Origin of the sequence: Mycolicibacterium phocaicum, assembly GCF_010731115.1 — a bacterium.
Classification (GTDB): domain Bacteria; phylum Actinomycetota; class Actinomycetes; order Mycobacteriales; family Mycobacteriaceae; genus Mycobacterium; species Mycobacterium phocaicum.
This window is the reverse complement of record NZ_AP022616.1, coordinates 1,072,927-1,085,266: the sequence shown is the minus strand read 5'-3', so window position 1 is coordinate 1,085,266 and position 12,340 is coordinate 1,072,927. Positions and strand designations below refer to the sequence as shown.

Below are 12,340 nucleotides of genomic sequence, written 5' to 3'. Positions count from 1 at the left end.
AACATTTGTGCCGGTTTAGGCGGTTGGGTCAGGCATGACCGAATTCACGGACGCCGCGTCCTTCCATGCCTTCAATGCCGCCATCGTCGACGAGTTCCGCGCCAACGGCGGCAAGGTCGGTGGACAGTTCGAGGGTGGCAACCTGCTGCTGTTGCACACCACGGGCGCCAAGTCGGGTCAGCCGCGCATGTCGCCGCTGGCGTACCTCCCGGTCGACGGGAAGATCCTCATCGTCGGTTCCAAGGCCGGCGCTCCCACGCACCCCGACTGGGTCCACAACCTGCGCGCCAACCCGGCGGCCCGCATCGAGATCGGCGAAGACGAGTACGACGTCGTCGCCCGCGAACTGCCCGATGACGAGCGCGAGGCCACGTATCCGCTGATCACGGCCGTGGCCCCCGTCTTCGCCGACTACCAGGCGAAGACGTCGCGCGTCATCCCGCTGTTCGAACTCGTCCGCGCCTGAGCGCTACAGCCGCTCGATGATGGTGGCGTTCGCCATGCCGCCGCCCTCACACATGACCTGCAGGCCGTAGCGTCCGCCGCGCTGGTCGAGGGCATTGACCAGGGTGCTCATGATGCGGGCGCCGCTGGCGCCGAGCGGGTGGCCGATGGCGATGGCGCCGCCGTTGACGTTGGTCTTGGCGAGGTCCGCCCCGGTGTCGGCCGCCCAGGCGAGCACGACCGGCGCGAACGCCTCGTTCACCTCGAACAGGTCGATGTCGGACAGTGACAGCCCGGAGCGGGCCAGCACCTTCTCGGTCGCCGGGATGACGCCGGTCAGCATATACAGCGGATCCGATCCCACCGCGGTCATGGTGTGGATGCGGGCGAGTGGCGTGAGCCCGTGGCCGCGGGCGAAGGCACCGCTGGTGATCATGACCGCGGCGCTGCCGTCGGACAGCGGCGACGAGTTGCCGGGCGTGATCTCCCAACGGATTTGGGGGAAGCGCGCGGCGTAGGCGTCGCTGTAGAACGCCGGCTTCAGGCCGGACAGCGTCTCCACCGAGGTGCCCGGCCGGATGATCTCATCGGCGGTCAGGCCCGCCACCGGCACCAGTTCGTTGTCGAACAGCCCGTCCTTGGCGGCGCGGGCCGCCTTCTCGTGGCTGGCGGCGGAGAATTCGTCCAGCTGGGTCCGGGAGAAGTTCCAGCGCGCCGCGATCAGCTCGGCGCTGATGCCCTGGGGGACAAGCCCCTCGGGGTAGCGCTCGGCCATGCCGACACCGAACGGGTTGCTGCCCGGCAGGACGGCGGCGCCCATCGGGACGCGGGACATCGACTCGACGCCCGCGGCGATCACCGCGTCGTAGGACCCGGCCAGCACGCCCTGCGCGGCGAACGAGATGGCCTGCTGCGAACTGCCACACTGCCGGTCGACGGTGGTGCCGGGCACACTCTCGGGAAAACCCGCGCCCAGCACGGCGTTTCGGGCGATGTTGGCGGCCTGATCGCCGGCTTGCGTGACCGCGCCGCTGATGACGTCGTCGACCAGGACGGGGTCGACGCCCGTGCGTTCGACCACGGACCGCAGGCTGTGGGCGAGCAGATCGGCGGGGAGGACGTCGTGCAGCGCGCCGTTCGCCTTACCCTTGCCGACCGGCGTGCGTACCGCCGCGACGATCACGGCATCGCGGTCTGTGTATCCCGACATGAGAATCCTCCTGTAACTCCACGCTGAGTACTGCTTCCTATACTCAGATCTAACACCTGGGTATGGCAAGAGCAACCCAGCGGTAGAGTGATCCGCATGACAGCGCTACAGGGTGTGCTCGCCGAACGCGACAAGTGGTCGGCGGTCGGTCAGTGCGCCATCGAGAAGACGATGTCGTTGGTGGGCACCAAATCCGCCATGCTGCTCATGCGCGAGGCCTACTACGGCACAACACGTTTCGACGACTTCGCCAAGCGGGTCGGCATCACCAAGGCCGCCACGTCGGCACGGCTCGCGGAACTGGTGGCGGCCGGCCTGCTGACGAAACGACCGTACCAGGAGCCGGGTCAGCGCAGCCGCGACGAGTATGTGCTGACGCAGGCCGGCACGGACTTCATGCCGGTGGTGTGGGCGATGTTCGAGTGGGGCCGCAAACACCTGGGCGACACCGGCCTGCGGCTGACCCACCTGGGCTGCGGCGCCGATGCCACGGTCCAGATTCGGTGCGCGGACGGACACGAAGTGCCGCCCGACGAACTCGGGATGAAGCTGGCACGCCGCCGCGGTCGGTAATCTTCGGCCGTGCTGCATCTACGCGTGATCACCCCGCCGGAACTCGCCGATTCGGTGCTCGAGCTCTACCGGCACCACGGCGGCATCGCCAACGTGGTGGCCCACCCGGGCGCCGCGATCGATCCGCGCGGCGACGTGATCACCGCCGACATCGCCCGCGACGCCGCCGACGGGCTGATCAGCGGGCTGCGGGCGCTCGGCATCGACCAGGACGGCGCCATCACGATGGAGGTGCTCGACACCGTGCTGTCGACGGCCGCCTACCGCGCCGAGGACGAGATCGACGGCGACGGCGAAGACGCCGTGGTCTGGGACGAGCTGGTGCTGCGCACCCGGGAGCAGAGCAGCCTCGGCATCTCCTACATGGCGTTCCTGTGCATCGCATGTCTGCTGGCCGCGGTCGGCGTCCTGACCGATTCGGCGATCACCGTCGTCGGCGCGATGGTGGTGGGCCCCGAATTCGGGCCGCTGGCCGCGCTGGCGGTGGCGGTGGTGCGGCGCAAGGGCTATCTCGCCAAACGCGCGGCGCTGGCCCTGCTCGTCGGCTTCCCGGCGGCGATGCTCGTCACAGCCGTGGCCACGCTCGGCTTCGAGGCGCTGGGCTGGGTGACGCTGCGCAGCATCCACCAGCTGCAGAACGTCGACTTCATCTTCCAGGTCGGCCCGTTCTCGTTCGTGGTGGCACTGCTGGCCGGAGCGGCCGGGATGCTTTCCCTCGTGACCTCGAAATCGGCTGCACTGGTTGGGGTCTTCATCTCGGTGACGACGGTCCCCGCGGCCGGCATGTCGGTGGTCGCGGCCACCACACGCGACTGGGATGTGGCCCTGGCGTCGGCCGGACAGCTGGCAGTCAACATGGTCGGCATCGTGGCGGCGGGGGTGCTGGTCCTGGCCGGGTACAACCGGGCCCGCCGCCACTAATTTTCTCGCCCTGCGACCTGCCGGTTCTTGTGGTGGGATCGATCGCTATGGCAATCAAGGTGGCGCTGGAGCACCGCACGAGCTACACGTTCGACCGGCTGGTCAAGGTGTACCCGCACGTGGTCCGGCTGCGTCCCGCGCCGCACTCGCGCACGCCGATCGAGGCCTACTCGCTGCAGGTCGAACCCGCCGACCACTTCATCAACTGGCAACAGGACGCCTTCGGTAACTTCGTGGGGCGCTTGGTATTTCCGAACCGCGCCACCCGCCTGAGCATCACCGTCGGCCTGATCGCCGACCTCAAGGTCATCAACCCGTTCGACTTCTTCATCGAGGAATGGGCCGAAACCGTCCCGTTCGCCTACCCGGACAACCTGCTCGAGGACCTCAAGCCCTACCTGCGTCCCGTCGACGACGCCGACGATCTGACGGCGGCCTGGGTCCGGAACTTCGACGTGGTGCCGGGCACCGGCACCATCGACTTCCTGGTGTCGCTGAACCGGGCGGTCACCGCCGACGTCGGCTACAGCGTCCGCCTCGAACCCGGCGTCCAGACACCGGATTTCACCCTGCGCACCGGCATCGGCTCGTGCCGGGACTCCGCCTGGCTCCTGGTCGCGATCCTGCGGAAGATGGGCTTCGCGGCCCGCTTCGTGTCCGGTTATCTCGTACAGCTGAGCGCCGACATCGAGGCGCTCGACGGACCCTCGGGCCCCGCCGCCGACTTCACCGACCTGCACGCCTGGACCGAGGTGTACATCCCTGGCGCCGGCTGGGTCGGCCTCGACCCGACCTCCGGTCTGCTCGCCGGGGAGGGCCACATCCCGCTGTCGGCGACGCCGCACCCGGAATCGGCGGCCCCGATCACCGGCGCCGTCGAACCGTGCGAATCCACCCTCGACTTCGTCAACGTGGTGACGCGGGTGCACGAGGACCCGCGCGTCACCCTGCCCTACACCGAACAGGCGTGGGAATCGATCCAAGCCCTCGGCGCAGTCATCGACGACCGGATGGCCGAACGCGACGTGCGCCTGACGGTCGGCGGCGAACCCACCTTCGTCTCGATCGACAACCAGACCGACGACGAATGGACCACGGCCGCCGACGGACCGCACAAGCGCACACTCGCTTCCGCGCTGACCGCGCAGCTGAAAGCCGCCTGGGCGCCCGACGGGCTGGTGCAGCGCAGCCAGGGTAAGTGGTATCCGGGAGAGCCGTTGCCGCGCTGGCAGATCGGGCTGATGTGGCGCACCGACGGGACGCCGCTGTGGACCGATGCGACGCTGCTGGCCGATCCATGGTCCGGGGAGTCTCATGCGGCCGCAACGGATGCGGCGCGCCGGCTGCTTGCCGAGATCGCCGCCGGACTCGGATTGCCGGACAGCCAGGTGCGTCCGGCGTACGAGGACGCCCTCGCCCGGCTGGCCGACGCCGTCCGCCGGCCCGAAGGGGATCCGGTCACCGACGATCTGGCCGACGACGGCGCGGCACAGCGGAAAGCCCTGGCGGACAAGCTCGATGCCGCGGTCACCGAACCCGCGGCCCACGTCCTGCCGCTGCACCGCAGCGACGACGACTCCGGCTGGGTCTCCGCCGACTGGCGCCTGCGCCGCGGGCGACTGGTGCTCACGGGCGGCGATTCCCCGGCGGGCTTGCGGTTGCCGCTGAACTCGATCAGTTGGCAGCCGCCGCGGCCGGTGCCCGACGCCGACCCGCTGGCGCCCGGGCGCGCCGACAACCCCGCCGGACCGGCGACCGTCGTCAGCGCCGACGGCGCGCCCACCACCGCCCTGGTGGCCGAGGTACGTGACGGCCTGCTGTACGTATTCCTGCCGCCCACAACGGAATTCGACGATTTCGCCGATCTGGTCGGACGGATCGAGAAGGCCGCCGCGAACATCGGCGTGCCCGTCGTGCTCGAAGGCTACGGACCGCCGCCGGACGCCAGGCTCCAGCAGATGACCGTCACCCCCGACCCCGGCGTCATCGAGGTCAACGTGGCGCCGACGGCGGGCTTCGCCGAGCAGGCCGCACAACTGGAGACGCTGTACGAGGCGGCCCGGCAGGCCCGGCTCGGCACGGAGTCCTTCGACGTCGACGGCACCCACGGTGGCACCGGTGGCGGCAACCACATCACCCTCGGCGGCGTCACGCCCGCCGACTCACCGCTGCTGCGCCGGCCCGACCTGCTGGTGTCGATGTTGACGTACTGGCAACGGCATCCGGCGCTGTCGTACCTGTTCTCCGGCCGGTTCATCGGGACCACGTCGCAGGCCCCGCGTGTCGACGAAGGCCGCCTCGAGGCGCTGTACGAGCTCGAGATCGCATTCGCGGAGATCGACCGAGTCGCTGAGGGATCGCCGTGGGCCATCGACCGCGCCCTGCGGCACCTCCTGACCGACATCACCGGGAACACGCACCGCGCCGAGTTCTGCATCGACAAGCTCTACAACCCCGACAGCGCCCGCGGCCGGCTCGGCCTGCTCGAGCTCCGCGGCTTCGAGATGCCGCCGCATTTCCAGATGGCCATGGTGCAGTCGCTGCTGGTGCGGTCACTGGTCGCCTGGTTCTGGGACGAGCCACTGCGGGCCCCGCTGATCCGGCACGGCGAGAACCTGCACGGCCGATACCTGTTGCCGCACTTCATCATCCAAGACATCGCCGAGGTCGCGGCCGACCTGCGGGCGCACGGCATCGCGTTCGACACCAGCTGGCTGGACCCGTTCACCGAGTTCCGCTTTCCGCGGATCGGCAGCGTGATCCTGGACGGCGCCGAACTGGAGCTGCGCGGCGCCATCGAGCCGTGGAACACCCTGGGTGAGGAATCGACCGGCACCGGCACCGCGCGCTACGTCGACTCCTCGGTGGAACGGCTGCAGGTCCGGTTGATCGGCGCCGACCGCAACCGGTACCTGGTCACGGTCAACGGCCATCCCATCCCGCTGCTCGCCACCGACTCACCGGACGTCCAGGTCGGCGGCGTCCGGTACCGGGCGTGGCAACCTCCGAGCGCGCTGCACCCCACCATCACCGTCGACGGGCCGCTGCGGTTCGAGCTGGTGGACGGCTTCACGGGATTCTCCAAAGGTGGCTGTACCTACCACGTCTCACACCCCGGCGGCCGCGCCTACGACACCCCGCCGGTCAACGCCGTCGAGGCCGAGTCGCGTCGGGGCCGTCGTTTCGAGGCCATCGGATTCACCCCGGGCACTGTTGATCTGGCCGATCTCCGGGAGAAGCGGGCCCGTCAATCCACCGATGGCGGTGCGTCGGGCATCCTCGATCTGCGCCGGGTGCGTACCGTTCTGCGGTAATGGTTCTCCGTACACACAGATCCCCAGAGCTGGCCGAGGAGGCGGCGCCCGTCGGCGACCCACTGGCCGGGTATCGGGCCGACCGGGCCCAGGAACCGTTGTTCGACGTCCGGGACGTCGCCGGGGCCGGTTACGACGAACTGGTCGATGAGTCGGGCGCGATCCGGCCGGCCTGGCAGGAGCTGACCGACTGCGTCCGCGACCGCGGCCGAGCCGGCCTGAATCAGCTGCGTGGCGTAGTCCGAGAGCTCGTCGACAACGACGGCATCAGCTACGTGCAGGTCGACCGCGACGGTGAGACCGTCACCGATGTCGACGGCACGCCGGTGGTGGACACCTGGCAGCTCGATGCGCTGCCCCTGGTGTTGTCCGCGGCCGACTGGCGCACCCTCGAATCCGGACTGGTGCAGCGTTCCCGGCTGCTCGACGCGGTGCTCACCGACCTGTACGGCGCGCGCCGCGCCATCACCTCCGGGGTGCTGCCGCCGGAGCTGGTGTACGCCCACCCCGGCTACGTCCGGGCGGCCCGCGGCATCACGGTGCCGGGCCGTCACCAGCTGTTCCTGCACGGCTGCGACGTCAGCCGCCACCGCGACGGCGGCTTCGTCGTCAACGCGGACTGGACGCAGGCGCCCTCGGGGGCCGGATACGCGCTCGCCGACCGGCGGGTCGTCGCGCACGCCATGCCCGAGCTGTACGAGAAGGTGGCCCCGCGTCCGGCGTCGCCGTGGGCGCAGGCGCTGCGGCTGGCACTGATCGACGCGGCGCCCGAGGCCGCGCGGGAACCGGTGGTCGTCGTACTCAGCCCCGGCAGTCATTCCGAGACCGCCTTCGACCAGGCCTACCTGGCGGGTGTGCTGGGCTTCCCGTTGGTCGAGAGCGCCGACCTCGTCGTGCGCGACGGCAACCTCTGGATGCGCTCCCTGGGCACCCTCAAGCGCGTCGATGTCGTACTTCGCCGGGTCGATGCCGAGTACGTCGATCCGCTGGATCTGCGTCCGGACTCCCGCCTCGGCGTGGTGGGACTCGTCGAGGTGCTGCGCCGCGGGGCGGTGACGGTCGTGAACACGCTGGGCAGCGGCATCCTCGAGAGCCCGGGAATCACCCGGTTCCTGCCCGAGCTGGCCGAGCTGCTCACCGGGGAGTCGCCGGACCTGCCGAGTGCCCGATGTTTCTGGGGCGGCATCGACGCCGAGCGTTCGCATCTGTTGAGCAAGCTGTCCACCCTCTTGATCCGGCCGGTGACCGGCGGCCCGGCGATCGTCGGCCCGGCCCTGTCCGCCGCCAAGCGGTCCGCGCTGGCCGCCCGGATCACCGCCGCCCCCTGGCAATGGATGGGCCAGGAACTGCCCGAGTTCTCCACGGCCCCGATGGACCTGCTGCCGAGCGGACTGTCCGCAGGCAGCGTCGGGATGCGGCTGTTCACCGTCGCCCAGCGTGGCGGTTACGCGCCGATGATCGGCGGCCTGGGCTACGTGCTGGCGCGGGGGCACGCCGCCTACGGCATGGAAACCGTTGCGGCCAAGGATGTCTGGGTGCGATCGCCCGACCGGGCCGCGGTCGTGCAGGCGCAGCCGGTCGAGCTGCCGGGGATGACGGCGAGCCCGACCCGCGCCGTGAGCTCGCCGCGTGTGCTCTCCGACCTGTTCTGGCTGGGCCGGTACGCCGAACGCGCCGAGTTCACCGCGCGGCTGCTCACCGTCACCCGCGAGCGCTACCACGAATTCCGGTACCGGCGGGACCTCGGCGGCAGCGACTGCGTGCCGGTCCTGCTGACCGCACTGGGCCGGATCACCGGCACCGACACCGGTGCCGACGGCGACTACGCCGAACAGCTGGCCATCACGCCGACGACGCTGTGGGCGCTCACCGCGGACCGGCACCGCCCGGGTTCGCTGGCGCAGTCGGTGGAACGGCTGGGCCTGGCCGCGCGTGCGGTCCGCGACCAGATGTCGAACGACACCTGGATGGTGCTGGCCGCCGTCGAACGTGCGGTGCTGCAGCCGTCCGACCGCGCTCGACACCGCCAGGGCACGACGCTGCCACCGCCGGATTCGAAGACCAAGGGCGAGGCGTACCTGTCCACCGCGCCGAGTCAGACGCTGGCCGGCATGCTGGCCCTGTCGGGCGTGGCGGCCGAATCCATGGTCCGCGACGTCGGCTGGACGATGATGGACATCGGCAAGCGCATCGAGCGCGGTCTCGGCCTGACCGCGCTGCTGCGGGCCACCCTCACCACCGCCCACAGCGCCGAGACCGAACGGACCGTCAGCGAGTCCGTCCTCGTGGTGTGCGAATCGGCGGTGATGTACCGCAGGCGCATGCTGGGACAGGTGAGCGTGGCAGCCATCGCCGACCTGGTGTTGTTCGACGAGGAGAATCCGCGGTCGCTGGCCTTCCAGTTCGAGCGGTTGCGCGCCGATCTGCGGGCACTGCCGTCCTCGACCGGATCCACCCGGCCGGAGCGGATGATCGACGAGATCGCCGCCCGGCTACGCCGCCAGGATCCGGCCGACCTCGAGCACGTCACCGACGACGGGCGGCGCGACGAACTCGCCGAGCTGCTCGACGGTATGCACACCGATCTGCGGGAGCTGTCCGAGCTGATCCGCGCCGCCCACCTGGCCCTGCCGAGTGGCATGCAGCCGCTGTGGGGTCCCGACGAACGGCGGCAGATGCCATGAGCCGCGAGTACCAGATCACCCACCGCACGCGCTATCGCTACTCGGACGTCGTCACCAGCTCGTACGGCCGCGGATTCCTCACCCCGCGCGACAGCGGCCAGCAGCGCTGCCAGTCGTATCGGCTCAACATCGATCCTGAACCCGCCGACCGTTCCACGAGCCGGGACGCCTACGGCAACATCAGCTCGTATTTCCATGTGACACAACCACATCAGGAACTCGTCGTGACCGGGCGCAGCATCGTCGAGGTCGACCCGCCGCCCGCCGAGTGGTATGCGGCGGGAGCCGCCGTGGCGCCGTGGGAGGACTCCCGGCCGTCCGGGCCGGACGGTGCGCTGGCCACCGAATTCGTGCTGGATCTGCAGCCCGCGGAGATCACCGACGAGGTGCGGGATTACGCCGCACCGAGTTTCGCGCCCGGCCGGCCGCTGATCGAGGTGCTGCGCGAGCTGAACTCGCGCATCTTCGCCGACTTCACCTACCGGTCCGGGTCGACGACGGTGTCCACCCGGGTCGCGGAGGTTTTGGCCGCCCGCGAAGGGGTATGTCAGGACTTCGCCCGCCTGGCCATCGCGTGCCTGCGGGCGAACGGTCTTGCGGCGAGCTATGTCTCGGGATATCTGGCGACCGACCCGCCGCCGGGGAAGGAACGGATGGTGGGTATCGACGCCACCCATGCCTGGGCGTCGGTGTGGACGCCGCAGAACCAGTGGCTGGGGCTCGACCCGACCAACGACCAGATGGTCGACGAGCGCTACATCGTGGTGGGGTTCGGCAGGGACTACGCCGATGTGCCGCCGCTGCGCGGCATCATCTACACCGACTCCGAGAGCAGCATCATCGACGTCTCCGTCGACGTCGCACCAATTGTGGGAGGACAACTGCGTGCGTGACTTCAACTGCCCGAACTGCGGGCAGCGACTGGCCTTCGAGAACTCGCTGTGCCTGGGCTGCGGCAGCGCGCTCGGCTTCTCCCTGGACGACATGGCGCTGCTGGTGATCGCGCCGCCGGACAGCAACGGCGACAGCGACCATGCCGGCGCGGTGGCCTCGACCGACTACCAGCTGTGCGCGAATCTGCATTTGGCGCAATGCAATTGGCTGGTCCGGATCGAGCCGGTGCGGCAACTGTGCCCATCGTGCGCGTTGACCCGGACCCGGCCCGCCGACGATGACACCAAGGCCATGGCGGCCTTCGCGGTCGCCGAGCAGGCCAAGCGCCGGCTGATCGCCGAACTGTCGGAGCTGGGCCTGCCGATCATCGGGCGCGACAGCGACCCGGCTCAGGGTCTGGCCTTCGACCTGCTGTCCAGCGAGGTGGACAAGGTGTTCACCGGCCATCAGGACGGGGTCATCACCCTGGACCTCGCCGAGGGTGACGACGTGCACCGCGAACAACTGCGCATCGCCATGGCCGAGCCCTACCGAACTCTGCTGGGCCACTTCCGCCACGAGATCGGGCATTACTACTTCTACCGGCTGGTGCAGCCGTCGCCCGATGCCGTCGCGCGGTTCACCGAACTGTTCGGGGACCCCGACGCCGACTACCAGGCGGCGCTGGACCGGCACTACCGCGATGGTGCGCCCGCCGGGTGGGAGGAGCAGTACGTGTCGTCCTACGCGACGATGCATCCGGCCGAGGACTGGGCCGAGACGTTCGCGCACTATCTGCACATCCGGGACGCACTCGACACCGCGGCGGCCTTCGGTTTCGCGCCCGCCGGTGCCACCTTCGAACGTCGGGTGCTGGGCCCCAGCGGATTTGACACCCTCATCGAGCTCTGGCTACCGCTGGCCTGGGCGTTGAACATGGTCAACCGGTCGATGGGCAAGGACGACCTGTACCCGTTCGTGCTGCCGGCCGCGGTGCTCGAGAAGATGCGGTTCATCCACACGGCGGTCGACGAGGCCGGTGCCCCCCGCGCGGCGCGTTGACTCGGCCCACGGCGATAGGACACGATCGCGCCCATGATGCGCGTACGGGTGGGGGCAGCGGTGCTGATGGGTCTGGTGGCCCTGTCGCCGGCTGCGTGTAGCTCAAAGACCACGGTCAAGGCGGACGACGCCGCCAAGCAGGTCGTCAAGCTGGTTTCGGATCAGAACAAGTTCACCCCGACCGATGTGAAGTGTCCGTCCGACGTGGAGGCCACCAAGGGCGCCCAGTTCGACTGTCACTTCACCGGTCCGCGCAAGGTCCAGTACGTCGCGCACATGAAGATCGTGAAGGTCGACGGTGAGCGCATCACCTGCGACATCAAGGTCGAGAAGGCCCCGTAACCGGTCTGTGACGAAAACGCGGGTGGCGCAACCGGATCTGGCCCGCGATCGTTCCTAGGATCGGTGCCGTGAGTGACCGATACGGATCCGATGTGCTGTCCCGCAACCCGAACGCCAGGAAGCGTTCGACCGAGCAGCCCGCCGAGAAGGGGCTCGTGGTCGAGTGCGCCACGACCGGCTTCGTGGGCGCCGTGATCTCGGTCGAGTACGGCCGGATGGTCCTCGAAGACTTCGAGGGTTACCGCAAACCGTTCCCCATCGGCCCGGGCTATCTGGTCGACGGCAAGCCCGTCATCCTCACCGCACCCAAGCGCACCGCGCCGGCCGCGCCCACCCGCACGGCGTCGGGTTCTGTTGCCGTGCAAGGACATCGGGCCCGCACCGCACTGGCGAGCCGCATCTACGTGGAAGGCCGCCACGACGCCGAACTGGTCGAGCAGGTGTGGGGACACGATCTGCGGGTCGAGGGCGTCGTCGTCGAGTACCTCGGCGGTGTCGACGATCTGGCGGCCATCGTGCGTGAATTCCAGCCGGGGCCGGGCCGCCGGCTCGGCGTCCTCGTCGACCACCTGGTGTCCGGATCGAAGGAGGCGCGCATCGCCGAGCAGGTGCGGCGCGGCCCGGGGGGTGAACACACGCTGGTGGTGGGCCACCCGTTCATCGACATCTGGGAGGCCGTCAAGCCCGCCCGGATCGGGCGTGCGGCGTGGCCGGTCATTCCGCGCGGTATCGAGTGGAAGCACGGCGTCTGCGACGCGCTGGGTTGGCCACATGCCGACCAGGCCGACATCGCCCAGGCGTGGCAGCGCATCCGCGGCCGCGTGCGGGACTGGAACGACCTGGAACCCGCGCTGATCGGACGCGTCGAGGAACTGATCGACTTCGTGACCGCACCTGCCGAATGAACCGCCGGTCGG

At 69.6% G+C, this 12,340-nt stretch carries 10 protein-coding genes; 9 read left to right on the top strand and 1 reads right to left on the bottom strand.

Annotation, left to right across the window (positions count from 1 at the left end):
* The first annotated feature begins 34 nt into the window (after nucleotides 1–34).
* Nucleotides 35–466 (top strand): nitroreductase family deazaflavin-dependent oxidoreductase, encoded by a 432-nt coding sequence (locus tag G6N46_RS05195; protein WP_138249101.1) that lies wholly within the window; start codon nucleotides 35–37, stop codon nucleotides 464–466.
* A gap of 3 nt (nucleotides 467–469) precedes the next feature.
* Here the strand turns inward: G6N46_RS05195 and G6N46_RS05190 are convergent, their stop codons facing one another.
* Entirely contained in the window at nucleotides 470–1,654 is a 1,185-nt protein-coding gene (locus tag G6N46_RS05190) for a thiolase family protein (protein ID WP_138249102.1), read from the bottom strand.
* Nucleotides 1,655–1,750: 96 nt separating this feature from the next.
* Here G6N46_RS05190 and G6N46_RS05185 point away from each other — a divergent pair, with 96 nt between their 5' ends.
* The 8 genes from G6N46_RS05185 to G6N46_RS05150 all read left to right on the top strand — a co-directional run bounded on the left by G6N46_RS05185 (nucleotide 1,751) and on the right by G6N46_RS05150 (nucleotide 12,328).
* Nucleotides 1,751–2,227, top strand: coding sequence for a winged helix-turn-helix transcriptional regulator (locus tag G6N46_RS05185; protein ID WP_138249103.1), 477 nt, complete (start codon nucleotides 1,751–1,753; stop codon nucleotides 2,225–2,227).
* A gap of 9 nt (nucleotides 2,228–2,236) precedes the next feature.
* Nucleotides 2,237–3,148: a DUF389 domain-containing protein gene (locus G6N46_RS05180; RefSeq protein ID WP_133426695.1), complete on the top strand. Its 912-nt coding sequence runs from the start codon at nucleotides 2,237–2,239 to the stop codon at nucleotides 3,146–3,148.
* A gap of 47 nt (nucleotides 3,149–3,195) precedes the next feature.
* The gene (locus tag G6N46_RS05175) at nucleotides 3,196–6,462 is read left to right on the top strand and encodes a transglutaminase family protein (protein WP_138249104.1); all 3,267 of its coding nucleotides are present in this window, start codon (nucleotides 3,196–3,198) and stop codon (nucleotides 6,460–6,462) included.
* The gene (locus G6N46_RS05170; protein WP_138249105.1) at nucleotides 6,462–9,146 is read left to right on the top strand and encodes a circularly permuted type 2 ATP-grasp protein; all 2,685 of its coding nucleotides are present in this window, start codon (nucleotides 6,462–6,464) and stop codon (nucleotides 9,144–9,146) included. Before G6N46_RS05175 ends, G6N46_RS05170 begins: the two co-directional genes overlap by 1 nt.
* A complete protein-coding gene (locus tag G6N46_RS05165; protein WP_133426692.1) occupies nucleotides 9,143–10,039 on the top strand; it encodes a transglutaminase family protein in 897 nt (298 codons plus the stop codon). Before G6N46_RS05170 ends, G6N46_RS05165 begins: the two co-directional genes overlap by 4 nt.
* Nucleotides 10,032–11,081: a zinc-binding metallopeptidase family protein gene (locus G6N46_RS05160; protein ID WP_138249106.1), complete on the top strand. Its 1,050-nt coding sequence runs from the start codon at nucleotides 10,032–10,034 to the stop codon at nucleotides 11,079–11,081. The genes G6N46_RS05165 and G6N46_RS05160 overlap by 8 nt, the downstream gene beginning before the upstream one ends.
* Before the next feature lie 33 nt (nucleotides 11,082–11,114).
* The gene (locus G6N46_RS05155) at nucleotides 11,115–11,423 is read left to right on the top strand and encodes a DUF4333 domain-containing protein (RefSeq protein WP_226521868.1); all 309 of its coding nucleotides are present in this window, start codon (nucleotides 11,115–11,117) and stop codon (nucleotides 11,421–11,423) included.
* Nucleotides 11,424–11,491: 68 nt separating this feature from the next.
* On the top strand, nucleotides 11,492–12,328 hold the full coding sequence (locus G6N46_RS05150) for a DUF3097 domain-containing protein (RefSeq protein ID WP_138249107.1): 837 nt from the start codon (nucleotides 11,492–11,494) through the stop codon (nucleotides 12,326–12,328).
* The last annotated feature ends 12 nt before the right edge of the window (nucleotides 12,329–12,340 follow it).